Source organism: Cryobacterium sp. N21 (genome assembly GCF_002929575.1).
GTDB classification, from domain to species: Bacteria; Actinomycetota; Actinomycetes; order Actinomycetales; family Microbacteriaceae; genus Cryobacterium; species Cryobacterium flavum.
The window spans coordinates 143,364-166,755 of the sequence record NZ_PJJQ01000032.1 but is presented as its reverse complement, the minus strand read 5'-3'; the positions used below and the strand labels follow the sequence as shown (position 1 = coordinate 166,755).

The following is a 23,392-nucleotide window of genomic DNA, read 5'->3' as shown; positions in this document are numbered from 1 at the left end:
GCCTGGTTCAGCCGACCTCGCTCAGGGTGCGCTCGATGGCGACCAGTCGCGTATCCAAAGAAGTCAGTTTTTCGAGCAGGGCGGCGTTGGTCGCGTTGCTCTCCGCCAGCGCGTGAGTCAGGGCGGTTGAACCCTCGGAACCGGCTGCCTGCCGACGCGACTTGAAGTACAGGTTGAAGATCGCGTAGGTGATTCCGCCGATGATCGCAACGATGGGAACGAGGTAGGCGAAGTCGAAGTTCATGGTGTTTCCCCCTGCTGGTTGGACGCCGCGGCGTGTGCCACGGCGTCGGTGATGGTGTCGATGGTGATGCGGAGTGAGAACGGTGCCAAGGCGACGTACTTGAGAGCGGTCCCCTCCGGGGAGAGTTCCAGCGACGTCGTGACGAACCCGCTCGCATCCAGCTTTGCGAGGTGCATGTAGAGCAGAGCACGCGACATCCCGACGCGTCGTGCCAGCTCACTGACGTGCACGCGACCGCCCTGCAACTCGGCGAGAATGAGCATCCGTTGCGGACTAGCGACCGCAGCAAGGGTGGCACTGAGCTGTTCAACATTCATTGCAACACCTCCTGACAGGTGCAACTATATTCTGACACCCGAAAGAAAAGCAAGCAATCATCCGCTTTCGCGGATCAGGAGAGTTACTTCGCGCCGACGGAGACCGTGGGGCTGCCGAGCGCGGCAGCGGGCATCTCGGCGGCGAGCCGGTTGGCCTCTTCGATGAGGGTCTTCACGATCTCGGACTCTGGCACGGTCTTGATAACCTCGCCGCGCACGAAGATCTGGCCCCTGCCGTTGCCGCTCGCGACACCGAGGTCGGCTTCGCGAGCCTCACCCGGTCCGTTGACGACGCAGCCCATGACGGCGACGCGGAGCGGCACGGTCATTCCCTCGAGCCCGTCGGTGACATCATTGGCGAGCTTGTAGACGTCGACCTGTGCCCGGCCACAGCTCGGGCAGGAGACGATCTCCAGCTTGCGCTCGCGCAGGTTGAGCGACTGCAGAATCTGCAATCCCACCTTGATCTCCTCGACCGGCGGAGCGCTGAGCGAGACGCGGATGGTGTCGCCGATGCCTTCGCCGAGCAAGATGCCGAACGCCGTTGCGCTCTTGATCGTGCCCTGAAAGCTGGGACCGGCCTCAGTCACGCCGAGGTGCAACGGCCAGTCGCCGCGTTCGGCGAGCAGGCGGTAGGCCTTGACCATGATCACCGGGTCGTTGTGCTTGACCGAGATCTTGAAGTCGTGAAAGTCGTGCTCCTCGAACAGGCTCGCCTCCCAAACGGCGCTCTCCACGAGCGCCTCCGGGGTGGCCTTGCCGTATTTCTGCATGAGACTCGGCTCGAGCGAGCCGGCGTTGACGCCGATGCGCAGGCTGACACCGGCGGCCTTGGCGGCCGCAGCGATCTTGCCGATCTGGTCGTCGAATTTGCGGATGTTGCCGGGGTTGACCCGCACGGCGGCGCAGCCGGCGTCGATCGCGGCGAAGACGTAGTTCGGCTGAAAGTGGATGTCCGCGATCACCGGAATCTGGCTCTTCTTCGCGATGATCGGCAGCGCCTCGGCGTCATCGCGAGTCGGCACGGCAACACGCACGATGTCGCAGCCGGTCGCCGTGAGCTCGGCGATCTGCTGCAGCGTCGCGTTGATGTTCGTTGTCGGAGTGGTCGTCATCGATTGCACGCTCACTTGAGCATTGCCACCGACCAGGACCTTTCCGACCTTGATTTGACGGGATTTACGTCTGGGAGCGAGTACCTCAGGTACTTTGGGCATCCCCAAGTTGATTGCAGCCACGTACCTAGCTTAGTTGTCGTAGTGCGAGCGAAGCTGAATGCCGCCAGCGGATCAGCGTTCCAGCTGGGCCAGCAGCGCCGCCAGAAACTCGGCCGGGTGTTCGAGGTGCGGTGAGTGCCCACAGTCGGCCAGTTCCAGCTCGGTCAGCGTGCCGCCGGCGGCCTGGTAGGCGCCAAGCACAGCCCGGGTCTGCTGGATCATCGGCTGGGGAGGGGCCACCTCAGCGCCAGGCCAGCCTGGAATCACGCCGAGCTGCCCAAGATAGTTGAGGTCGAAAAACGAGGTGTCCGACACGATGACGTCGTCGCTGCCGTGAATCCAGAGAATGGCCGGCTTCTCGGCCAGGTCGACAATGCCGCTCGTGTTGAAATGACCGGGAGACATGGTGTTGAGCACGCCGCTGTCGCCGGGGGCGAATCCGGGCCAATTCTCTGAAACTGTCGAATCCCCGGGGTAGTTACCGACGCCGGTGGCCGTGGTCAGCATGGAGTCGATCCAGATTTCATCGTGGTCCGAGCTGAACGGCGGCTTGACGTAGGTGGTCTGGTAGACGGTGCGGGGGCTGGTCTGGTCAGCGCCGTGGTCACCGTCATGCAGCCTGGCGACGAAGTCGGGGTTGGCTCCGCCGGCGCCCGTTCCGGCGTCGTCAACGCTCAGCCGATGGCCATCCGCTCCCCCGGTGCCGCCGAAGCCATAGGGGGAAACCGGCGCGACCAGGGTCAGGGACGCCGCGAGGCCGGGGTGATCGAGCAGCAGCTGCATGGTCACACCGCCGCCCATACTCCAGCCCACGAGGTGCGCTCCGTCGACGCCGAGTTCGGTGAGCACAGCGGCGATATCGTCGGAGTAGTCGGCCAAGCCGCGGGTGGCATCGACCGGCAGGGTTTCGCTGCTGCCGAAGCCGCGCAGGTCGATGGCGAGCGCCCGCACCGACGTGGGCAGGGCCAGCATCAGCGGCTGCCAGAACAGCGATGACGACACGTTGCCATGCACGAAGACGACGGTCGCCGCGGCCGTTCCTGTTGCCGGCCGTTCGAGCACTCCGGCGCGCAGGCGCGGGGTGACAACGCTGTGCGCGGTGATGCCGTCGAAAATGTTGCCCGTACTGGTGGTGATGGTGTCGCTCATGATCGGGGTCCTCTCGGGTAGCTGGCGGGGGCGTACAGGTTCACGGCCCGGGCGACCTGGTCGGCGCCCCGGTCGCTCATCACGATCGTGTAGTGGTTGACGTCGTCGACCTCCCGCACGGTCAGCCGCGGCAGTCGTGTCGCCCAGTCGGCGACAACCGCCCGGTCGTACAGTGCGGTCGGCTCGTCCAGCAGCCCGCGCGGGGCACGCAGAAATTCGATCGGCAGACTGAGGTCGGCGAGCGCCTCCGCGTAGCCGTCGGCACCGTTGAGCTCCAGCGCATTCGCGGCCACCGCCTCCAGCCGCGCCGAGGGGTGCAGAGCCGGCGCCGTGCCATCGAGGTCGTAGCGGGCAAAATCGGCCACCCGCGATGACCAGTCGGCGACGAACGCGGGGTGGTTCTGCCAAAAGTCCTGGTAGGCCTCGACCGTCTCGAAGGTCTGCGATAGCCGTTTGGCGGCTGGGCCGAGCATGAGCAGGGGGTCGATGCCCACGTCGCGTGGAATCGGCAGGCCACCGTCCACCAGAACGAGAGAGTCAACCCGGTCGGGATAGAGGTGGGCGAGCCATACGGCGACAAACGCGCCCATCGAGTGCCCGACCACGACCGTACGGTCGACCTCCAGAAAGTCCAACAGCCGGGCCAGGTCTTCGGCATGATGCCGCAGCCCGTAGGGCGCCGGCAGGGCGTTGCTGCGAGCGCGACCGCGCAGGTCGGGAGCGATCACCCGCGAGCCCGGCAGGCGTTCCACCAGCCACGGCCAGCAGAGGTGCGAGGCGGTGATGCCGTGGATTGCCAGCACCGTCGACTGCCCCTGGGCAGCGCGCCACTGGCCACCGCGCAGGTCTCCCCCAGCGACCCGAGCCCGGAACGGCTGATAGTACTCACTCATCGCTGCCTCATTTCCACGGTGCTGCCGGAGACGGTGCTGCTCGAGACGGTGCTAGCGGCACCCAGTGCACCCTCGATGAACCGCATCATCTGCTCGAAAACGTGCTCGGGCACGGCACGGGTTCCGCTCGCGAACGGATCGGACCCGGCCCCTTCGAGCGCCTCGTCATCTCCCCAGAGCACCCAGCGCATGCCGATCATCTCGCCGATTCCCATGAGCGCCCATGCTGCAACGGTGGGATCGATGTCGCTGATCTCGCCTGCCGCGCCGGCCGCGCGCAGCCCCGCTATGTAGCCCTCGACGATGCGCGTGTAGTGCAGGCGCAGAGCGCCAGGCGAGACGAACTCTGCCTCACGAATCACCCGGTACAGCGCGGGGTGGTCGGCGGTGAATTGAAAAAAGGCCCGAAACCCGGCGCGCTCCGAATCGATCCGATTTTCCGTAGCAGCGGATGCTGCACTCATCGCCAACCGCACGCGGTGGTTGAGGTCTTCGACCAGTTCGTTGAAGATCTGCAGTTTCGAGTCGAAGTAGAGGTAGAACGTGCCCTGGCCGATGCCGGCGGCATCCGTTATGCGCGAGATTGACGCATCGGCGTAGCCGACCCGCGAGAACACCTGCTCGGCTGCTTCGATGAGTTTGCGCTTGGTTTCTTCGCCTCGGGCGGTTCGCGGCATTCCGGCGCTCATAGTTTGTTTCCTATCTTTTCAAAATCAAGTCCGTGTTTCCAGCTCTCCAGCAGCTGGCGCCGCAGCACCTTGCTGCCGAGGGATCGCGGAATTTCCGGTACGAAGCGCACGAACGCCGGAACCTTGAACGCGGCCAGTTGGGTGCGGGCGTAGGCCAGAATGCCGAGCTCATCGGCCGCGAATCCGGGTGTCAGCACGATGAAGGCCACACCGACCTCTCCCCACCGATCGTGCGGCACCCCGATGACCGCCACCTCGGCGACCGCGGCGTGTTCGATCAGCACGGTCTCCACCTCGGCCGGTGCCACGCTCTCGCCGCCCGAGATGAAGATGTCGGTGAGCCGGTCGATCACGGCAAAGTAGCCGTGCTCGTCGCGGCGCACGAGGTCACCGGTGTGCAACCAGCCACCGCGCAGGGTGCGAGCGGTCTGCTCGGGAGCACGAAAATAGCCCGAGAACACGCCGGGCCCACGCACCAGCAGTTCACCCGTCGCGGCCCCGCCGAGCAGGTCGCCGGTGATCGGATCGGCCACGGCGACCTCGACGTGCGGATACGGCTTGCCGGCGTAGCCGACCATGCTGCGGGCTTCGTCGTCGGGCAGACACAACACGTTCGGGGAGGCCTCGGTCAGACCGTACCCCTGGGTGAGTGCAACTCCGCGGGCATGCCAGGTACGCAGCAGCTGCGCGGGCATTGGTGCGCCACCAACCACGGCGTGATTCAGGCTGGACAGGTCGGTCGCAGCGAAATCGGGGTGCTGCGCGAGGAACAGGTAGTTCGCCGGAACGCCCATCATGGTCGTGATGCGACGGTCCTTGATCAGGTGCAGCACCCGGCCGGGGTCGAAGGTGCGCTCGAGCACGACCGTGGCCCCCATCCACCAGGCCAGCAAAGGCTGAATATTCCAGCCGCCCACGTGATACTGCGGCATGACCGAGAGCACCACATCTTTTCTGGTGATCTCGGTGATACGCGAGAGCGACAGGTTGGTCCAGAAACAGTTCGCGTGGGTCAGAACCACGCCCTTGGCCGGGCCGAGCGTGCCGGAGGTGAATACGATCAGCAGGGCGTCATCGTCACGAACCGTGCGGGTCACCAGCTCATCGTCCGGGCCGCGTCGCGGGGCCGGCACGACGTTTTCCACACCCCGCACGCCGAGCAAAGTCGAGGGGAGGGGCAGGGGAAGCCGACCCTGGGCATCCGTTGCCAGGGTATGGAACTCGTCGTCGACCAGCAACAGGGCCGGGTCGGCGAGCTGCAACTGCGCGGCGAGCTCGCGTGGTGCGAGCCGCCACGACAGCGGAACGAGCACGAGGCCGGCCTGCGCGCAGGCGAAGAACAACACGACCTGGTCTGAGCTGTTGCCGGTGATGGTCGCCACCCGATCGCCGACGCCGTAGCCGGCGGCCCGAAAAGCCGCGGCGAGGTCGCTGGCCCGGTCGTCGAGGTCGCGGTAGCGCAGTGTGACGCCGCGATCGTCGACGGCGACTCGTTCGGGCGTGGCCCTGGCGCGGTCGCGGGTCCATCGGCCCAGCGTGTGCAGGCCATCATCGGTCATGTCGTCTCCTCTGAGTCAAGCATGCGCTCCCGACCTCGAGCCCGAGGCCGTTGCGGCCGGCGGTTGCGCCGGGTCAGCCCAGCCAGCCCACCCGGAAGAAACAACACCACGAGAATAAACAGTGTTCCGAGAATGAACAACGGCTGCGACAAAGGAATCCGCAGAATGTCGGGCAGGCCGGCGATGAATTCCGAACCGGCCAGGGCGGTCAGCCGCTGGTCGAGAAGCGTGTAGACCAGCGCGCCGAGGACGGCGCCCCAGCGCAGCCCGACGCCGCCGAGCACGACGATCACCAGCAGGGTCAGCGTGAAGTCGGGCGTGGCGACGCGCGGCGAGACCCCGCTCTGCAGCAACAGAAACGCGGCTCCAGCGAGGGCGGCGAGCGCCCCGGCAATGCTGAAGATCAGCAGCCGCACAAAATAGGGACGGATGCCGATGACCCGTACCCGGAGTTCGTTTTCGCGAGTCGCGGCCACAACATGGCCCGCGCGGGATTTCTCCACCCACAACACCACGAGGTAGACCGTGACCAGAACAGCGAGCGACAGCCAGTACAGGTTGCGGGTGTTGAGTACGCCGACCAGTGCGTCTGGCACATGCGAGACGTCGAGGGTGAGCCCCTCGTCGCCGCCGGTCTGCCCGCCCGGATTGCGCCGTACCACGACCGAGCCGGCCTGCGCGAAGGCGAGCGTGACCATGGCAAAGGAGATGCCGGTGACCCGCAGGCTGACCGAACCCACGAGTGCGGCCAACACGAAGCCGATCAGCACCGTGATCAGAATCGACGCTACGAACGTCGCACCGGCTGGCAACCAACTCGGTGAGAAGTTGCGCAGCACGATGCCCAGGCCGTAGGCGCCGGCCGCGAAGAAGAGAGCGTGCCCGAACGAGAGCATGCCGGCCAGGCCGAACAAGAGGTGGTAGCTGAGCGCTAGAGCCGCGATGAGCATGGCGTAGGCGAGCAGTTGCAGGGTACCGGGCGTGTAGGTCGCGCCCGGAAAGACACCGGGAATCGTGATGTTCAGAAGCGGCAGCAGCACCATGAGCAGCACCAGCGCCGCGCTGGCCGTGATTTTGGTCATTGGTCTGGCCCGGAAGGCGCTCATGCTTTCGCTCCCATCAGTCCGCGCGGACGCAATAACAGCACCGCGGCCAGGGCCAGCACCACGGCCAGGTCGCCGGTTCCGCCCAGATAAAAGTTCGCGAACTGCTGCAGCACTGCCACCAGAACGGATGCGATGGCCGCCCCGGCCAGAGACCCTAACCCTCCGATGACCGTCACGATGAAGGCGAAGATCAGCAGGGACCCGCCGATGTGCGCCGAAACGTAGCCATAGTAGATCGAGGCGAGCACCCCGCCGAGTCCGGCGGCGGCACCACCGATCGCGAACACCAGGGTGAAGGCGCGGCGCACATCGATGCCGAGCGCGGTGACCATGAGACGGTTCTCGACGCCGGCCCGAATGATCAGGCCGTACCGGGTGAATTTGAGGAACAGCACGATCGCCACGAGCACCAGCACCGCCACCAGAATGAGCATGAAGCGGTTGTTCGGAATGCGCGCGCCGAGAATCTCGGTGGTCTGCCCGAGCCAGGACGGGCTCGTCACGTAGGTCGGGTCGGTGCCCCAGATTCCCTCGAACAGAGCTACAGAGGCCAGCGCGAGGCCGACCGTCACGAGTACCTGTTCGATGTGCCGGTTGTACAGCCGCCGGATCAGGAAGAATTCGGTCGCGGCGGCGACGAGCGCCCCGACCACGGCGCCGGTCAGCATGGCAGCGACCAGTGCCCACCACGACCCGTCACTGAGCCGACGGGCTACCTCCCAGCCGATGAAGGCGCCGATGGTCAGAAAGGAGCCGTGAGCGAAGTTGAGCACGCCCATCAGGCCGTAGATGAGGGAGAGCCTGGAGGCGACCAGAAAGTACAGAGCCCCGAGGCCGAGGCCGGTGATCAGCAGCAGAACGATGGTGCTCATGCCGGCACCTGCTCCGTGTTGCTGTGGTCGGTGCTGCTGTGGTCCGCGCCGCTGTGCAAGCCCAGGTAACGCTGGATGCGTTCGGGGTCATCGAGCAATTCGGCGGCTTCGCCGGTGAAGACGACGCGGCCGCCGGAGAGCACGACCACCCGGTCGGCGAGTTGGCGAATCACCTGCAGGTTCTGTTCGACCAGAAGGATCGGCACTGTTTTGGCGGCGGCCAGTAGTGCCTGGGTGACCTCGGTGACGATTTTCGGCGAGAGTCCCTTGGTGGGTTCGTCGACCAGCAACAGCCGGTTTTGGTTGAGCAGGGCTCGGGCGAGCGACACCATCTGCTGCTGCCCTCCGGAGAGGGTACCGGCGAGTTGGGCGTGGCGTTGCACGAGGTCGGGAAAGAGTTCCTCGACCAGGGCGCGGTTCGGGTGGGCGGAGCGTTCGGCCAGTTTCAGGTTTTCGGCGACGCTGAGCTTGCCGAACACCTCGCGGTCTTCGGGCACGTAGCCGACGCCGAGCTGCACGACCTTGTGGGTGGGCAGCCGGTCGACGCGGCGCCCGGCGAGGGTGATCGCGCCGGTGCGGTCGATCAGGCCGAGGATCGATTTAATGGTGCTGGTTTTGCCGACGCCGTTCCGGCCGAGCAGAGCGGTGACGCCGGTGTCTGGTACGTCGAACGAGACGTCTTCGACGACCTGCTGGCCCTCGATGCGTCCGTACAGGTTGCGCACGGTGAGGATATTGGTTCTTGATGTGGTGCTCATACCGGGTCTCCGAGGTAGGCGGACTGAACCGTGGGATTCTTCATCACGGCGTCGGGGGTGTCGCAGGCGAGCAGCTCGCCGTGGTGCATGACCGCAACGCGGTCGACCAGGCCGAGCACGACCTCCATGTGGTGCTCGACCATGAGCACCGTGCGGCCACCGTGGTGCAACGCGCGAATGACCTCCATCAGGCCGGGCACGTCGCCGGAGCCAACGCCGGCCATCGGCTCGTCGAGCAGGATGACGCTCGGGTCCATCGCGAGCAGCATGGCGATCTCCAGCTTGCGCTTGTCACCGTGGGAGAGGCCACCGGCTTTGGCTTCGGCAAGATCAGCCAGCCCCACCTCGTCGAGACGATCGGCGGCAAGCCGGGTGGCGGCATCCGTCCCCTTCGGAAACCGGGTGACCAGACTGCCGCCGCCGGCCTTGGCCTGTGCGGCCAGCCGCACGTTTTCGGTGGCGCTCAGCCCGTTGAACAGGCTCGAGGTTTGAAAGGTGCGACCGAGGCCGGCCCGTGCCCTGACGTGGATCGGTTCCCGGGTCATGGTGCGGCCGTTCAGTCGCACCACGCCTTCCGTGGCAAACAGCACACCGGAAATCAGGTTGAACAGGGTTGTTTTACCGGCCCCGTTGGGGCCGATCACACCGAGCATCTCGCCCCGCGGGATCGACAGCGACACATCGTTGAGGATGCGTGCACCGCCGATCTGCAGGCCCAGATGCTCGATGCTGAGCACGGGCTGGTCCGGCATCGCGATCTACTTTGCTGCGACGATGGGCGGCGCGACGGTCTTGGCGTCGACAGTCTCAATCAGTTCCGGCGCCCAGGTACCGTCGGTGCCTTCCTTAAGCGTGGCCTGGAACATCGGCTGCAGCACGGCGTGGTCTTCTGCACGAATGGTGATCGAACCCTTGACCGAGTCGAACGTGTAGCCCTCGAGCGAGGCGATCATGTCATCGACGTTGTCACCACCGCCCTCGCGAACGGCCTGAACGAGCATCTGCGCGGCCACGAAACCGTCGGGCGAGAACAGGTCTGCCTGTGCGTCGTTGGCTTTCAGGTAGCTGATCATGGCTTTGCTCTGCTCGTTGTCGGTGGCCGACGCAAAGTAGTGCGAGAGAAAGCTGATCTTGCCGCTCGCGGCACCGTACGCGCCGTAGGTCGAGACATCACCGAGGCCGGTGACAACCGGAACAGCATCGAACACGCCCTGCTGCTGCAGCGCGGTCCACATGGCACCGGTGCTGGCGCCGGCCCAGGCCACGAAGACGAGGTCTGGTGAGGCGTCGAGCAATTGCTGCGCGAAGGGGGTGAATTCGGTTGCGTCTTCGGCGACAAGTACACCATCGACGGTCGCGCCCTTGGCCCCGAGCACGGCCTTGACGCCGGCCAGGTTGCCCTGACCGAAGGCGTTGTCCTGGGCGAAGACGACGATCTTCTTGCCGCTCGGGTCGCCGATGAACGTTCCTGCCGTCGCAACGTCTTCATAGGTCTGGCGGCCGGATCGGAAGGTGTACTGGTTGAGGCCGGTGATGGCATCGGCGGCTGCCGGGCCCGAGATGTAGAGAATCTTGTTCTGCGCGGCCTGCTCGGCCAGGGTGACGGCGATTCCGGACACGACGGTGCCGGCCATAATCTGGTATCCCTGCCCGATCAGGTCTTTGGCGACCGAGACCGCGGTGTCGGGGTTGCCCTGGTCGTCTTTCCAGGTGATGTCCAGTTCGCGGCCGTCGACAGCGCCGGTGCCGTCGGTGGCGTAGTCGAGGCCGGCCTTGAACCCGGCGGTGTACGCGGCGCCGTAGGCGGCGAGCGGGCCGGTCGCTGAGGTGATCATGCCCACCTGCACCGCGAGCTTCGTGGTGGAATTATCGGTGGCTGCGCCGCCGGTCGTGGCCGTGGGGGCGCATCCGACCAGGGTCAGGGCGGCGACGGCGAGAATTGCCGGGGCCAGGAACATCTTTGTTACCCGCATGAAATTTGCCTCTCGTTCTACAAACCTGACAGGTGGTTCAGGTATCAGGAATCTATGGGCGATCGACGGTACTGTCAAGAGGCAGGAGTGAACCGATACCCAGACGTGGCCAATATGCTGGGGTGGCACGCATCAATTTTTTGACAAAGGAGTCCCGATGACCGAAACCGACGTCGTAATCCTGGCCGGATCACGCACCCCGCAGGGTCGCGTGAACGGGCAACTCTCGTCCCTCACCGCCGTCGACCTCGGCGCCGCCGCCATTGCCGGTGCCCTCGCCCGCGCTGGAGTGGCACCGGAGCAGGTCGACTTCGTGCTCATGGGTCAGGTCCTGCAAGCCGGGTGTGGGCAGAACCCTGCCCGGCAGTCCAGCGTGGCTGCAGGCATCCCATGGAATGTGCCGGCGATGACACTCAACAAGGTCTGTCTGTCCGGCCTCGCCGCGGTCATTGATGCCGCCCGCCTGGTGCGGCTCGGCGAAGCGGATGTCGTCGTGGCCGGTGGTCAGGAATCCATGTCCCGCGCGCCCCACCTGCTGCCTGGCTCCCGCCAGGGCTGGAATTACGGAACCGTGTCAGCGCTCGACCACGCCGCTCACGACGGACTCACCGACGCCTTCGACGGCCTCTCGATGGGGCTCTCCACCGAGCGCGCGAACGTTGAACTCGGACAGACCCGCCTCGAGCAGGACGAAATCGCCGCTGCCTCGCACCAGCGCGCTGCTGCCGCAGCCGCGAGTGATGTGTTCAGCGACGAGATCACTCCGATCAGCGTGCCGCAGCGGAAGGGCGAGCCGCTCCTGATCAGCACCGATGAGGGCGTTCGCGCCGAAAGCACGACCGAGACGCTCGGCCGCCTGCGCCCGGCATTCGACCCGGCGGGGAGCATCACTGCCGGCAATGCAGCCCCTCTCAGTGACGGCGCGAGCGCTGTCGTAGTGACCAGTCGCGCCTGGGCCGAGAAGCACGGCCTGCCTTGGCTCGCCGTGATCAACGCGAGCGGCCAGGTGGCCGGCCCCGACAACTCCCTGCACTCCCAGCCGGCCAATGCCATCGCGCACGCCCTCAAGCGCGAGGGCTGGACCGCCGCCGATCTCGACCTGGTCGAGATCAACGAGGCGTTCGCCTCGGTCGTGGCCCAGTCGTCGAAAGTGCTCGGCGTGTCGGCCGATGTCGTGAACATTCACGGTGGCGGCATCGCCATCGGCCACCCGATTGGGTCGAGCGGCGGGCGCATTGCACTGCACGCTGCCCTCGAACTGGCCCGGCGTGGCACCGGCAAAGCCGCCGTCGCGCTGTGCGGCGGCGGCGGCCAGGGTGAGGCGCTGCTGCTGTCCCGGTAACGGCTTCTAGGCGGGCGGTGCCTGACTGTCCGGGCGGTTGGCGCGCAGCACTTCGAGGCGGGCGCGGTACTCGACCTCGTCGATGTCGCCCTGGGCGAAGCGTTCGGCCAGGGTCTTCTCAGCGCTCGTGGCATCCGCCTGGCCTTGCCCGCCCGGGTGTCCGTGACCCTCCCGCATACCGCGACGCCAGCGCCGTCCGAAGATGGCGAACAGTACGGCGACGACGATGATCCAGAACAACGGGATCAGCAGGAACCACCAGCCGAACCCGAACCCGCCGTTCATCATTCCGCCATGGCCGTAGCTGTCGCCGTCGCCGGGACGTGCGGCGAGCTTGCTCATGATGCGGCCGGCGCCGACCCGTCGTCGGTGACCGTGAGCAGGTCGTCGCTGCTCTCGCGCGCCAACACAACGGATGCCTCCCCGATGCGCACGCGTTCCCGCTGTTCGGCCGACATACCACGGGCGTCCCCGTGCGCCGCAGCTCGGCAAAACGCTCCCGACGCGAGCGGATGGCCTCCCCGATTCCCATGAACACGGCCAGCGCCAGGGTGGTTCCGGCGATCCGCAGCGGATGCAGCCCCACCCCGAACGCGCCCGCGAGCACCAGCACCAGAACCAGAACCAGAACCAGAACCCAGGCCGCTGCGACGGAGCTGTACATCCAGACGCGCACGCCCCGCACGATGCCGAGAACGATCGCGAAAATCAGGGCAACATAGGGCAGGCCGATGTCGGAACGCACGAGGGTGAATGCACCGCCGCGGCGGCGACGACGGCCACGACCGGGCCGGGAAACCGCCGGGCGCCGATCAGGGCGAGCGGGCCGATCAGGGCCAAAACGACGGCGAGAAACCACCCGATCAGGGCCAGGCTTGGCCGGTCAGAATCCGGGAGTGGTCCGGGTCCGCGCATCATGTCAAACCGGTCGAAGCCGCCCCGGCCCCGGCCAGGCCAGCACGGCCACCGCCGGCACCTGGATCAGAAAGAAGATCACCACGAGCAACCACAATCGAACGGGCCGCGGCATGCCGTACCCGTTCCCGCTGTACTCCCCGTGTGGTGGCTTGGCTTGATGCTACTTCCGTGCGCCGGGCGCCGCATCCGCCCGCGGAAGTACCTGCCGGCTACCCGAAGAAGTTGATGGGCTTGACGATGTCGGCGTAGATGAGCAACAGGCTCATCCCGCCGAGCAGAACCACGACCGCCAGCGTGAGCGGCATGAGCTTGGCCATGTCGACCGGTCCGGGGTCGGGCCGCTTGAACAGCTTCGCGAAGAATCGACGGATGCCTTCCCACAGTGCACCGGCGACGTGGCCGCCGTCGAGTGGCAGCAAGGGCACCAGGTTGAACACGAACAGGGCGATATTGAGCGATCCGAGCAGCTGCAGCATGCTGGCGACCTTCGTGGCGACCGGAATGGTGTCCATGCTCGCCAGTTCGCCGGCTACCCGGCCAACACCCACCACGCTGATCGGTCCGTTCAGGTCGCGCTCCCCCGGGCCGAACGCGGCCTTGGCCACGGCCACGAGCCGGTCGGGCAGGTTGAGAATCACGTGCGCGACGGCGGAGATGTTTTCGCCCACCAGGGGCAGCACTGCTGTCGCAGGCTGGGGCACCAGTTCGCTCGCCGCTCCGATGCCGACGAACCCGACCTCCTCGGTAATGGCAGCGCCGGAGGCGTCCGTTTTGATTTTGTTGTCGGCGGTATACACGTAGCGTTCGGTGAGTTTGGGGGTGAGCGAGAGGTCGACGTCGGCGCCGTCACGCTCGACCACCGCGGCGAGAGTGCGCCCGGGCGCCGAGCGGATGACCTCGGTCGACTGCTCCCAGCTCGTAATGGCTGTTCCGCCGATGCTGACCAATCGGTCACCAGGCTTCAACCCGGCAGCGGCACCGGGCGAGGCTTCATCGGTTGACTCGCAGGTCTGCCGGTCGCTCGAGGCGGGGAGCACGCACTGGCTCACGCTGCCGATGGTCGTGCTGATCTGCGGGCTGCCGAATCCCATGACCAGAATGGAGAACATCACGATGGCGATGAGTAGGTTCATGGTGGGCCCACCGAGCATGATGATCACGCGTTTGTAGACTGACAGCTGATAGAACGCGCGGTGCTCTTCACCATCGCCAATGGTCTCCGCGCTGGCCTTGCGGGCATCGTCGACCAGGGTGGACAGGGCGCTGGTCTTCTTCTCAGGTTCGCCCTCCTGAACCATCTGGTCGAAGAACCCGGTAGTGGTGGTGCGGGGAGCTCCGCCCTTTTTCGACGGTGGAAACATGCCGATCATGGCGATATAGCCACCGAGGGGCAGCGCCTTGACGCCGTACTCGGTCTCACCCTTGGTGCGCGACCAGAGCGTCGGGCCGAAGCCGATCATGTACTGGGTTACCTTGACGCCAAACAGCTTGGCGGGCACGAGGTGGCCGATTTCGTGCAGGCCGATAGACACGGCGAGTCCCACGACCACGATCGCGACGCCCAGTATGAACAGCAGTACGGTTTCCACTGTCGTAGAGTAACCGCACCAAGCTGCAAAGGGGCTGGCTGTGCGGCCGAACCTCCCCTTTAGGGTGCGCATGTGCTTTGCTAGAGGGTGGACGCACCAGGAGGTCCCCCTGTCTTACGAACCCATTCCCATCCAGCAGCTACCGACCCCCGGCCCGGTGGGCAGCCTACTTGGCGACCGTTTTCTGATCGAGACCCTTATCGGCACCGGCGGGATGGCATCCGTTTATCGGGCAACGGATACCGCGCTCGGCCGTACAGTGGCCGTCAAACTCTTTCGCGCTGATGGTGGCGCCGCAGAGCCGGAGCGTCAGAGCGGCGAGATCGCCCTGCTGGCGAGCCTGAACCATTTCGCCCTGGTCACCCTGTTCGACGCCGGCACCGCCACCGTCGACGGCGTGCCGCGCACCTTCATCGTGATGGAACTCGTGGACGGCCCCGATCTGCGCGCCCGCATCGCGAGCGGCCCGCTGCCAAGCCTCGAGGTGGCCGTGATGGGTGCCGATCTGGCCGAGGCGCTGCACTACGTGCACGAGCAGGGCATCATCCACCGCGACGTCAAGCCAGCCAACGTACTGCTGTCGCCCTCCGGCTTTCCCGGGCGCAGCATGCACGCCAAGCTCGCCGATTTCGGCATTGCCCGGCTGCTCGATGAGTCAAGGCTCACCGCGACCGGTTCGCTGCTCGGCACCGCGAGCTACCTGAGCCCCGAGCAGGCGCTCGGAGCTTTGATCGGTGCACCAACGGATGTCTATTCCCTCGGTCTCGTGCTGCTCGAATGCCTCACCGGGGTGCGCGCCTACCCCGGAACCGCCGTGGAGTCGGCGATGGCCAGGCTGCAACGCCAGCCGGAGATTCCGAGCACGCTCGGCCGGGACTGGACCGAGGTACTCGCAGCCATGACCGCCCGCGACACCGGCGACCGGCCCACCGCTTCCGAGGCGTCCCTGCTGCTCCGCGCGCTCGCGACCGGAGCCGAAGACCAGGCCGTGGCCACGCTGCTGCTACCCGCTCGCGCAGTTGAGGCGGCTGCGACCGAGGTGCTGCGTGCCGATCCGGCCCCCACGCCCAAACCCGCAACTGCGGCCATCTCCAGGAAGCAGACGGGGACCACGCCTGCACCGCGCCGCAACCGGGTCATCCTCTCGATCGTCCTGGCGGCCCTGGTGGTCACCGCGATCGTGCTCGGTGCGTTGTTTCTGGGCAGCGGAGACGATCCGCCAGCGGTTCCGCCGAGTTATCCGGCGGTCGACGGCACCCTCGGCACGCACCTCGAACAGCTCCAGGAAAGCGTGAACCCGTGATGCGCAAACGACTGACCCTCGCGCTCGTTTCCGGATTGCTTCTGCTCCTGCCGCTGGCCGGTTGCGCGGCTGAGCCGGTCGAACTTCAGGCCGCCACGGCCGAAAATCTGCAGTCTGCGATGCTCGGCATCACCGAGGCGGCGGCCGGCGGCGACTTCACCGAAGCCCAGTCGCTCCTCACCGCGATGCAGGGTAATTTGCGCACCGCGGCCGCCGCCGGCCAGGTCAGCGCCGAACGGTCGGCGTCGATTCAGACCGCGATCAACCTGGTCAGCACCGATCTGACGGTTGAGATCGAAGCTGCTGCTATCGCTGCTGAAGCCGCAGCCGAAGCGGCGGCCCTCGCCGAGGAACAGAATGCCAAGGACGCCGCCGAAGACGCGCGCGACGCGGAGAAAAAGGCCGCCGAGGATGCCAAGGACGCACGCGAAGAGTGCCTGGACGACAAGGACCGGGTCAAAGCGGGCGAGTGTAATTAGGCCGTCAGCCTGCCGCGATGAGCTGATCGGCGGCGGCACGCGCCCAACGTTCAGCCTCGGCGAGTGACTCGAGGGTGAGCTCGGAATCGTACTCGTGGCTCTCGACCACGCGCAGCACCGTGTCGACGATGTTCAAAAAGCCGATGCGCCCGGAGTGAAAAGCGGCGACGGCCTGCTCGTTGGCCGCGTTGAACACGGCCGGATAGGTGCCGCCTAGTCGGCCGACCTTCTTGGCGAGTTCGACCGCGGGAAAAGCCGTGTCGTCGAGGGGCTCGAAGGTCCAGCTCTGCGGTAAGGTCCAGTCGATCGGAGCGCCGACCGCAGCCACGCGGTTCGGCCAGTCCAGCCCGAGTGAGATCGGCAGTCGCATGTCGGGCGGGCTGGCCTGGGCGATGGTCGATCCGTCCACGAATTCGACCATGGAGTGCACCACGGATTGCGGGTGCACGACGGCGTCGATGCGGTCATATTCCACGTCGAACAGAAGGTGCGCCTCGATGATCTCGAGTCCCTTGTTCATGAGGGTGGCCGAGTTGGTGGTGACCACCAGGCCCATGTTCCAGGTCGGGTGGGCCAGGGCCTGCGCGGGCGTCACGCCGGCAAGCTGTTCCCTGGTGTAACCGCGAAACGGCCCACCGGATGCCGTCAGCACGAGTCGACGCACCTCGTGCTGGGTTCCCGAGCGCAATGCCTGCGCGATGGCGGAGTGTTCGGAGTCGACCGGAACGATCTGGCCTGGTGCAGCAAGATTCTTCACGAGTTCGCCGCCGACGATCAGCGACTCTTTGTTGGCCAGAGCCAGGATGCGACCAGCTTTCAGCGCGGCCAGGGTCGGCCCCAAGCCGACCGAACCGGTGATGCCGTTGAGCACGACGTCGACGTCGACGTCCCGCACGAGCTGCTCCGCAGCATCCGCTCCCAGGGCGGTGTGCTCGACCTGAAAGTCCAGGGCCTGCGCATCGAGCAGTTCTCGGTTGCTTCCGGCCGCGAGGCCGACCACCTCAAACCGCTCCGGATTGGCACGAATGACGTCGAGCGCCTGGGTTCCGATCGAGCCAGTGGACCCGAGAATGATTACTCTGCGCATACCTCCATGCTAGGTGCCGGGCGCGGCGTATGTTCGATGCTGGCCAGTGGTAGCGTAGTGTCGACGGGTGACTGGTGCCGATGCAGAACCCAAAGACAACGCCGAAACCATCACGATCGATAGTTCTGATCAAGGCGTTCCGGCCGAACAGGCCGACGATCAGGAGCGTGTCAAGCGACCGGGATTCGTCTATTTTCTCGGCTACGGCATCATGGCCCCCGTCGCCCGAATCGTTTTTCGACCGAGCATTATCGGGCGCGAGAATATTCCGGCCACCGGCCGCGTCATTCTCGCCAGCAACCACCTCTCCTTCATCGACAGCATCGTCATTCCCCTCGTCGCGACCCGCCGCGTGCAGTTTCTGGCCAAGTCGACCTACTTCACCGGGACCGGATTCCAGGGCTGGGTGTCACGAACATTCTTCACCGCCATCGGCGCCATCGGTGTGGAACGCGGAGCCGGCCAGGCCGCGCAGGTCGCTCTCGACGCCGGCCGTGCCGTGCTCGAGGCCGAGGGCGCATTCGCGATCTACCCGGAGGGCACCCGCTCGCTCGACGGCCGCCTCTATAAGGGCCGCACGGGCGTCGCCTGGCTCGCCCTCACCACGGGCGCGGTCGTCGTTCCGGTCGGTTTGATCGGCACCCAGGAGATTCAGCCGGTCGGCACCAAGGTGCCGCGTATTCGCAAGGTCACTGTCACCTTCGGTGAACCGCTCGACCTCGGCCATCACGGCCCGGCCACCTCCGGTAAGGCACGCCGGCAGGCAACGGATGAGATCATGGCGGCCATCCACCGACTGTCCGGTCAGGAATTGGCCAACGCCTACAACGAATCGCCACCAGTCGGTACCCTCAATCGCCTCGCCCACCGGGTCTTTCCGCGCGAACGCCTGTAGCCGCGGTCTTACCGTCGAGCTGGCGGTCATAGGCTGGAGCAATGACTGCTACGTATTCGGTGCCCCAGAAACGCAAGCTCGTGACGGCTCTCCCCGGCCCCAAGTCGGTCGAGCTTCAGGCCAGGCGAGAGAAAACGGTTGCCCGCGGCGCCGGAACGCTCGCCAACATTTACATGGACCACGGCGCCGGAGCGATCCTGGTCGACGTTGATGGCAACCAGATCATCGACCTCGGCTGCGGTATCGGGGTGACCACGATCGGTCACGCGCATCCCGACGTCGCGGCGGCAGCATCCGCTCAGGCAGCGAAACTGACCCACACTCTTTTCACGGTCACGCCCTACGAGAACTACGTGGCGGTCGCCGAGAAACTTAGCCAGATCACCCCCGGCGATTTCGAGAAGCACTCGGTGCTCGTGAATACCGGCGCGGAAGCGGTGGAGAACGCGGTGAAGATCGCCCGCAAGTTCACCGGACGCCGGGCCATCGTTGCCCTCGACCACGCTTTTCACGGTCGTACCAACCTGACCATGGCGATGACCTACCGGCCGTGGCCGGAGCGCGCCGGAATGGGCCCGTTCCCCGGCGAGATCTACAGCGTGCCGACGAGCTACCCGTTCCGTGACGGCCTGAGTGGTCTGGAAGCGGCTGAGAAGACCATCGACTACATCAATACCCACATCGGCGCGACCGAGGTCGCGGCGTTCTTCGTCGAGCCGATCCAGGGCGACGGCGGCATCGTTATTCCTGCACCCGGCTATTTCAAGCGCATTCGCGAATTTTGCACCGAGAACGGCATCGTCTTCGTGGCCGATGAGATTCAGGCCGGCATCGCCCGAACCGGCGTCTGGTACTCGATCGAGCACCACGATGTCGTTCCCGACCTGGTCACGACCGCCAAGGGCATCGCCGGCGGCTTTCCGCTGGCCGCCGTCACCGGCCGCGCCGACATCATGGACTCCGTGCAGCCCGGCGGCATCGGCGGCACCTTCGGCGGCAACCCGGTCTCCACCGCGGCCGCCCTCGCAGTGTTCAACCTGATCGAGCGGGACAATCTGCTCGGTGAGGCCAAGCGGGTGGAAGCCGCCCTCTGGGCGCGAATCGGCGACTGGGCCGAGAAGTTCTCCATCGTCGGCGAAGTCCGCGGCAAGGGCGCCATGTTCGGCGTCGAGCTCGTGCACCCGGGAACCAAGAAGCCCTACCCCGAGGCCCTGACCGCCGTGATCAAGCACGCCACCACGAACGGTGTCATCGCGCTCGACGCCGGCAGCTGGGATTCGGTGCTGCGCATCATGCCGAGTGTCGTGATCTCTGACGAGCTCATCGACGATGCTGCCACCGTGCTCGAGGAGGCCCTCGCTGCGCTGGTAGCCGCCTACCCCGCGTAGTCGCCCCTCACCCAGTCCGTGATGTCGACGGACTGGGTCGGCGGCAGGTCGATGTCCGAGGGGCTGATGACCGCCGCCCCACCGCCGGCCGGGCGCATCATGGTCCGGCCGTTGGCGAAGCGGATGCTGTCGGCACCGGCACAAGCGTGGGTGACGGCGATGGTGTCGGCTCCCCCGTTTCGGACACCGGCACGAGGGGCCGTACCTGGGCGAACGGGAACGGCGACGGTGCGGCATCCGCCTGGTAGGCCTGGCCAAGAAAGTCGTAGGTGTAGTCGATATCGCCTGACGCCACCAGCCGGAGCGGAAACACGTTCCAGCCGCCGCCGGGCACCAACAGGCTCGGCACCACCATGTTCTGCTCGCCGGCCGCATCAAGCTGGGGCAGGTAGTTCGTATTGACCGGGTCGTTGACCACGTTGAGGGCACGACCGCTCTGGTCGAACAGCTGCACGTCGGTGAGCGGCTGGCCGTCGGTATCGTAGGCGAACACGTTGGTCACCTGCTCGCCGCTCTGCATGAGTCCGGGCGTCGGAGCCGGGTTGTAGTCCACGTACGCACTGTTCTGCGTTCCGGCCTGGTTGGCCGTGACCATCAGCACGATCGGCAGCACCAGAACCGCGCACACGCTCACCACCGTGCGAAAGCCGGGAAGCCAACGCCAGGGCAGCCACCGGCCGCGCCCCCACTGCACGCTCAAGACCACAAAAGCAGTGAGCACAACCCACCTCAGTGGATCGGTCGGCACAGTGCTGATCCCGCCACCTGCGAAAACCTCCGCGACCGCATAGACAACCCAGCCGCGCAGCACCCACCACGCGGGGCGCAACGCGAGCACAAAGTCGAGCACCGCCGCACCGGCCGCACTCGAACGAATGCGCCGGGCCGCGCCAGCCCGCGCGGCACCGACCCGGGTGCGCAGCCGGCGCAGCCGCGGCACGCGGGCTTCGGGCGTCGCTCCCCGCACGGGAAGCCCGGCCGCGCCACGCAACTCGTCGGCGTAGGCGACCGGATCGCCGAGGTCAACCTCGGGCGCCGCGGCATCGCCGGCATCCACGTCGGCGGCCTGCTCGGTGAGGTCGGCTTCGAGGCCGTCGGTGAGGTCGTCGACGTCATCGGCGGGAAGATCGTTCAGGGCCGCTCGCACGGCCAGGGCAAAGTCGCGAATGGACTGCGGAGTCGTAGCTGTTTCGCTCATGAGTTGTCGCCGATCGTGGGTAGGAGAGCGGAGCGCTGCGGATTCTCGAGCAGCTGGGTGAGAGTGTCGGCAAAGTGGGTCCAGTTCGCGCACTGTTCGGCGAGCATGGCCCGGCCGTGCGGGTTCATTCCGTAGTACTTGCGGTGCGGCCCGCCGTCCGACGGCACCACGTAGCTCGACAACGCCCCCGCGCTGTACAGCCGCCGCAGGGTGCCGTAGACCGAAGCGTCGCCGACCTCGTCGAGTCCGGCGGCGCGCAATCGGCGCACGATGTCATAGCCGTAGCCGTCGTCGTCAACGATGACGGCCAGAACGGCCATGTCAAGCACCCCCTTGAGTAACTGGGTGGTATCCATCGGCATCCCCTTCATCGGCTCGAGCGTTCGCTCACACCTTCAACGGATCCCACACTACTACGCAAACCGCACTACCGCGCCATGCGCAATTTCTGTCCTTCCGGGACGCTGCTAGACCGTGGTGACCGGCTCGTGCACGACCGGAAAGTTCATCGAGGCCCCGATGAAGCACTCCCGCGCCGCCTCGGCGTGCAGCGACTGCGCAAAATCGACCTGGGTGGGGTCACTTATCGTCACGCGCGGGCGCAGGGTAGCGGATGCGAAACTTCCGCCGCCGCCCGGCCGCTGGCGCATCACTCCGACCGCGGAGTCGGTATAGGCGGTGACCGTCACCCCGTGCCGCACGGCCACGTGCAGGTAGGAGAGCATGTGGCACTGGCTGAGCGCGGCGAGCAGCAGCTCTTCCGGGTTCCAGCGTTCGGCATTTCCGTGAAAAGTCGGGTCGCTCGATCCCTTGATGACGGCCTTGACCTCGGCTCCCTTGCCCACCGGCGTGATCGTGTGCTGTCGGCCGTAGGCCCGATAGCTGCTCGTACCACTGCCCTCATTGCCGGTCCAGTCGACCCGTACCGCGTAATTGTGCTCGCCGAGCATGATTCCCCCTCGAAATCGCTATCTCCTTCAGTAATTCTGACAGCACAACCAGCCTCGTGGGGAATGAGATCGGTAAAGTGGAAGCATCATGACTGACACCCTCACAAACTCTGCTACCACTGCCGCCGCGACCACGTACTCCGTCGCGCAAGAACGAAAGATCGTCACGGCCATTCCCGGTCCGATCTCTGCAGCGTTGCAGGAGCGGCGTCGAGCGGTCGTCTCCGACGGCGTCAGCTCCATGCTCCCCGTTTACATTGCCAAGGCCAACGGGGCGATCCTCGTTGATGTTGACGGCAACCAGTTCATCGACCTCGGTGCCGGAATCGGCGTCACCACGATCGGCCACACCGAGACCAGCGTCGTTGCCGCGGCCATCGAACAGTCCCAGGACTTCATCCACACCCTGTTCACCGTCACCCCCTATGAAGAGTACGTGCGCGTCGCCGAGCTGCTCGCCGAGCACACCCCGGGTAATTTCCCGAAGAAGAGCGTGCTCATCAACTCCGGCGCCGAAGCCGTCGAAAACGGCGTGAAGATCGCCCGCAAGTACACCGGTCGCCGCGCCGTCGCGGTACTCGACCACGCCTACCATGGCCGCACCGTGCTGACCATGGCCATGAACTACAAGGCCATGCCCTACGCCACCGGCTACGGTCCCCTCGCGAGCGATGTCTACCACGCCCCGAGTTCCTACCCCTATCACGACGGCCTGACCGGTTCCGAGGCGGCCGCCCGCACCATCGCCTACCTCGACAAGGTGATCGGGGCATCCGATCTGGCCTGTCTGGTCGTCGAACCCATCCAGGGTGAGGGCGGTTTCATGGTGCCAGCGGATGGCTACCTGCCCGCCCTGCAGGAATGGTGCACCAAGAACGGTGTCGTCATGATCGCCGATGAGATCCAGAGCGGCATGGCGCGCTCGGGTAAGTACTACGCGAGTGAGCACTTCGGCTGGATCCCCGACCTCGTGCTCAGTGCCAAGGGCATCGCCGGGGGCTTCCCGCTCGCCGCCGTCACCGGCCGCGCTGAAATCATGGATGCTTCCCAGCCCGGCGGCCTCGGCGGCACCTTTGGTGGCAACCCGGTCTCCTGTGCCGCTGCGATCGCTGTGTTCGAGGCCATCGACGCGAACAACCTGCTCGGCGAAGCACAGCGCATCGAGCGGTCGCTCGCGGCGGGCCTGACCGCGCTCAAGAACAAGTACGACATCATCGGCGAGATTCGCGGCCACGGTGCCATGATGGCGATCGAGCTGGTGCAGCCCGGTACCGGCGACACGACGAAGGCGCCCAACGCCGCCGCGGTGAGCGCGATTTCGACCTACGCCGGCCAGCACGGCGTGCTGCTGCTCACCGCCGGCACCTACGGCAACGTGCTGCGTTTTCTGCCGAGTCTCGCGCTGTCTGATGCCCTGATCGTCGACGCCCTCTCGGTGATCGACGACGCCATGGCCGCGCTGTAGC

25 protein-coding genes are annotated in these 23,392 nt (G+C 66.0%); 6 read left to right on the top strand and 19 right to left on the bottom strand.

The genetic code is table 11. From position 1 onward, the window contains the following. Nucleotides 1-7: 7 nt before the first annotated feature. The 12 genes from CXY77_RS09465 to CXY77_RS09410 all read right to left on the bottom strand — a co-directional run bounded on the left by CXY77_RS09465 (nucleotide 8) and on the right by CXY77_RS09410 (nucleotide 10,777). On the bottom strand, nucleotides 8-244 hold the full coding sequence (locus tag CXY77_RS09465) for a hypothetical protein (RefSeq protein WP_104088773.1): 237 nt from the start codon (nucleotides 242-244) through the stop codon (nucleotides 8-10). Next, entirely contained in the window at nucleotides 241-561 is a 321-nt protein-coding gene (locus tag CXY77_RS09460; RefSeq protein WP_104129990.1) for a winged helix-turn-helix domain-containing protein, read from the bottom strand. Before CXY77_RS09460 ends, CXY77_RS09465 begins: the two co-directional genes overlap by 4 nt. Before the next feature lie 83 nt (nucleotides 562-644). Continuing rightward, on the bottom strand, nucleotides 645-1,799 hold the full coding sequence (gene ispG / locus CXY77_RS09455) for a flavodoxin-dependent (E)-4-hydroxy-3-methylbut-2-enyl-diphosphate synthase (protein WP_199181906.1): 1,155 nt from the start codon (nucleotides 1,797-1,799) through the stop codon (nucleotides 645-647). Nucleotides 1,800-1,850: 51 nt separating this feature from the next. Continuing rightward, nucleotides 1,851-2,927 carry an alpha/beta fold hydrolase gene (locus tag CXY77_RS09450; RefSeq protein WP_104129988.1) on the bottom strand — a complete coding sequence of 359 codons (1,077 nt, stop codon included), beginning with the start codon at nucleotides 2,925-2,927 and terminating at the stop codon, nucleotides 1,851-1,853. Further along, on the bottom strand, nucleotides 2,924-3,820 hold the full coding sequence (locus tag CXY77_RS09445; RefSeq protein WP_092340914.1) for an alpha/beta hydrolase: 897 nt from the start codon (nucleotides 3,818-3,820) through the stop codon (nucleotides 2,924-2,926). Before CXY77_RS09445 ends, CXY77_RS09450 begins: the two co-directional genes overlap by 4 nt. After that, nucleotides 3,817-4,509: a TetR/AcrR family transcriptional regulator gene (locus tag CXY77_RS09440; RefSeq protein ID WP_104129987.1), complete on the bottom strand. Its 693-nt coding sequence runs from the start codon at nucleotides 4,507-4,509 to the stop codon at nucleotides 3,817-3,819. The genes CXY77_RS09445 and CXY77_RS09440 overlap by 4 nt, the downstream gene beginning before the upstream one ends. Beyond that, nucleotides 4,506-6,068, bottom strand: coding sequence for a class I adenylate-forming enzyme family protein (locus tag CXY77_RS09435; RefSeq protein WP_104129986.1), 1,563 nt, complete (start codon nucleotides 6,066-6,068; stop codon nucleotides 4,506-4,508). The genes CXY77_RS09440 and CXY77_RS09435 overlap by 4 nt, the downstream gene beginning before the upstream one ends. Continuing rightward, nucleotides 6,065-7,150 (bottom strand): branched-chain amino acid ABC transporter permease, encoded by a 1,086-nt coding sequence (locus tag CXY77_RS09430; protein ID WP_233197339.1) that lies wholly within the window; start codon nucleotides 7,148-7,150, stop codon nucleotides 6,065-6,067. The genes CXY77_RS09435 and CXY77_RS09430 overlap by 4 nt, the downstream gene beginning before the upstream one ends. A gap of 20 nt (nucleotides 7,151-7,170) precedes the next feature. After that, nucleotides 7,171-8,046, bottom strand: coding sequence for a branched-chain amino acid ABC transporter permease (locus tag CXY77_RS09425; protein WP_104129985.1), 876 nt, complete (start codon nucleotides 8,044-8,046; stop codon nucleotides 7,171-7,173). Then, entirely contained in the window at nucleotides 8,043-8,804 is a 762-nt protein-coding gene (locus tag CXY77_RS09420) for an ABC transporter ATP-binding protein (RefSeq protein WP_104129984.1), read from the bottom strand. The genes CXY77_RS09425 and CXY77_RS09420 overlap by 4 nt, the downstream gene beginning before the upstream one ends. Next, complete coding sequence (locus tag CXY77_RS09415; RefSeq protein WP_092340908.1) at nucleotides 8,801-9,556, bottom strand: ABC transporter ATP-binding protein; 756 nt, start codon at nucleotides 9,554-9,556, stop codon at nucleotides 8,801-8,803. Before CXY77_RS09415 ends, CXY77_RS09420 begins: the two co-directional genes overlap by 4 nt. A gap of 6 nt (nucleotides 9,557-9,562) precedes the next feature. Next, nucleotides 9,563-10,777, bottom strand: coding sequence for a substrate-binding domain-containing protein (locus CXY77_RS09410; RefSeq protein ID WP_092340907.1), 1,215 nt, complete (start codon nucleotides 10,775-10,777; stop codon nucleotides 9,563-9,565). A gap of 157 nt (nucleotides 10,778-10,934) precedes the next feature. On the opposite strand from CXY77_RS09410, the gene CXY77_RS09405 reads away from it, so the two are divergent. Next, nucleotides 10,935-12,119 (top strand): acetyl-CoA C-acetyltransferase, encoded by a 1,185-nt coding sequence (locus tag CXY77_RS09405; RefSeq protein WP_092340905.1) that lies wholly within the window; start codon nucleotides 10,935-10,937, stop codon nucleotides 12,117-12,119. A gap of 6 nt (nucleotides 12,120-12,125) precedes the next feature. On the opposite strand, the gene CXY77_RS09400 is transcribed toward CXY77_RS09405, so the two are convergent. The 3 genes from CXY77_RS09400 to CXY77_RS09390 form a co-directional block, all read right to left on the bottom strand. Beyond that, nucleotides 12,126-12,461, bottom strand: coding sequence for an SHOCT domain-containing protein (locus CXY77_RS09400; RefSeq protein WP_233197328.1), 336 nt, complete (start codon nucleotides 12,459-12,461; stop codon nucleotides 12,126-12,128). A 366-nt stretch (nucleotides 12,462-12,827) separates the two neighbouring features. Then, complete coding sequence (locus CXY77_RS09395; protein WP_104088766.1) at nucleotides 12,828-13,037, bottom strand: hypothetical protein; 210 nt, start codon at nucleotides 13,035-13,037, stop codon at nucleotides 12,828-12,830. A gap of 209 nt (nucleotides 13,038-13,246) precedes the next feature. After that, complete coding sequence (locus tag CXY77_RS09390) at nucleotides 13,247-14,626, bottom strand: RIP metalloprotease (protein WP_167552435.1); 1,380 nt, start codon at nucleotides 14,624-14,626, stop codon at nucleotides 13,247-13,249. Between the two features lie 70 nt (nucleotides 14,627-14,696). On the opposite strand from CXY77_RS09390, the gene CXY77_RS09385 reads away from it, so the two are divergent. Both CXY77_RS09385 and CXY77_RS09380 read left to right on the top strand, forming a co-directional pair. Continuing rightward, nucleotides 14,697-15,929: a serine/threonine-protein kinase gene (locus tag CXY77_RS09385; RefSeq protein ID WP_104129983.1), complete on the top strand. Its 1,233-nt coding sequence runs from the start codon at nucleotides 14,697-14,699 to the stop codon at nucleotides 15,927-15,929. Further along, nucleotides 15,926-16,408: a mucin-associated surface protein gene (locus CXY77_RS09380; RefSeq protein ID WP_134505290.1), complete on the top strand. Its 483-nt coding sequence runs from the start codon at nucleotides 15,926-15,928 to the stop codon at nucleotides 16,406-16,408. The genes CXY77_RS09385 and CXY77_RS09380 overlap by 4 nt, the downstream gene beginning before the upstream one ends. Before the next feature lie 4 nt (nucleotides 16,409-16,412). On the opposite strand, the gene dxr is transcribed toward CXY77_RS09380, so the two are convergent. After that, entirely contained in the window at nucleotides 16,413-17,495 is a 1,083-nt protein-coding gene (gene dxr / locus CXY77_RS09375; protein ID WP_092340900.1) for a 1-deoxy-D-xylulose-5-phosphate reductoisomerase, read from the bottom strand. A gap of 109 nt (nucleotides 17,496-17,604) precedes the next feature. Here dxr and CXY77_RS09370 point away from each other — a divergent pair, with 109 nt between their 5' ends. After that, a complete protein-coding gene (locus CXY77_RS09370; protein WP_369827278.1) occupies nucleotides 17,605-18,390 on the top strand; it encodes a lysophospholipid acyltransferase family protein in 786 nt (261 codons plus the stop codon). Nucleotides 18,391-18,431: 41 nt separating this feature from the next. After that, nucleotides 18,432-19,778, top strand: a complete 1,347-nt coding sequence (locus CXY77_RS09365) for an aminotransferase class III-fold pyridoxal phosphate-dependent enzyme (RefSeq protein ID WP_092340899.1) — start codon at nucleotides 18,432-18,434, stop codon at nucleotides 19,776-19,778. 97 nt (nucleotides 19,779-19,875) lie between these two features. Here the strand turns inward: CXY77_RS09365 and CXY77_RS09360 are convergent, their stop codons facing one another. The 3 genes from CXY77_RS09360 to CXY77_RS09350 form a co-directional block, all read right to left on the bottom strand. Beyond that, on the bottom strand, nucleotides 19,876-20,976 hold the full coding sequence (locus CXY77_RS09360; protein WP_104129982.1) for a hypothetical protein: 1,101 nt from the start codon (nucleotides 20,974-20,976) through the stop codon (nucleotides 19,876-19,878). After that, on the bottom strand, nucleotides 20,973-21,332 hold the full coding sequence (locus tag CXY77_RS09355; RefSeq protein WP_092340897.1) for a PadR family transcriptional regulator: 360 nt from the start codon (nucleotides 21,330-21,332) through the stop codon (nucleotides 20,973-20,975). Before CXY77_RS09355 ends, CXY77_RS09360 begins: the two co-directional genes overlap by 4 nt. A gap of 111 nt (nucleotides 21,333-21,443) precedes the next feature. Then, nucleotides 21,444-21,929 (bottom strand): OsmC family protein, encoded by a 486-nt coding sequence (locus tag CXY77_RS09350; RefSeq protein WP_092340896.1) that lies wholly within the window; start codon nucleotides 21,927-21,929, stop codon nucleotides 21,444-21,446. A gap of 85 nt (nucleotides 21,930-22,014) precedes the next feature. On the opposite strand from CXY77_RS09350, the gene gabT reads away from it, so the two are divergent. Further along, complete coding sequence (gabT, locus tag CXY77_RS09345) at nucleotides 22,015-23,391, top strand: 4-aminobutyrate--2-oxoglutarate transaminase (protein ID WP_104129981.1); 1,377 nt, start codon at nucleotides 22,015-22,017, stop codon at nucleotides 23,389-23,391. The last annotated feature ends 1 nt before the right edge of the window (nucleotide 23,392 follow it).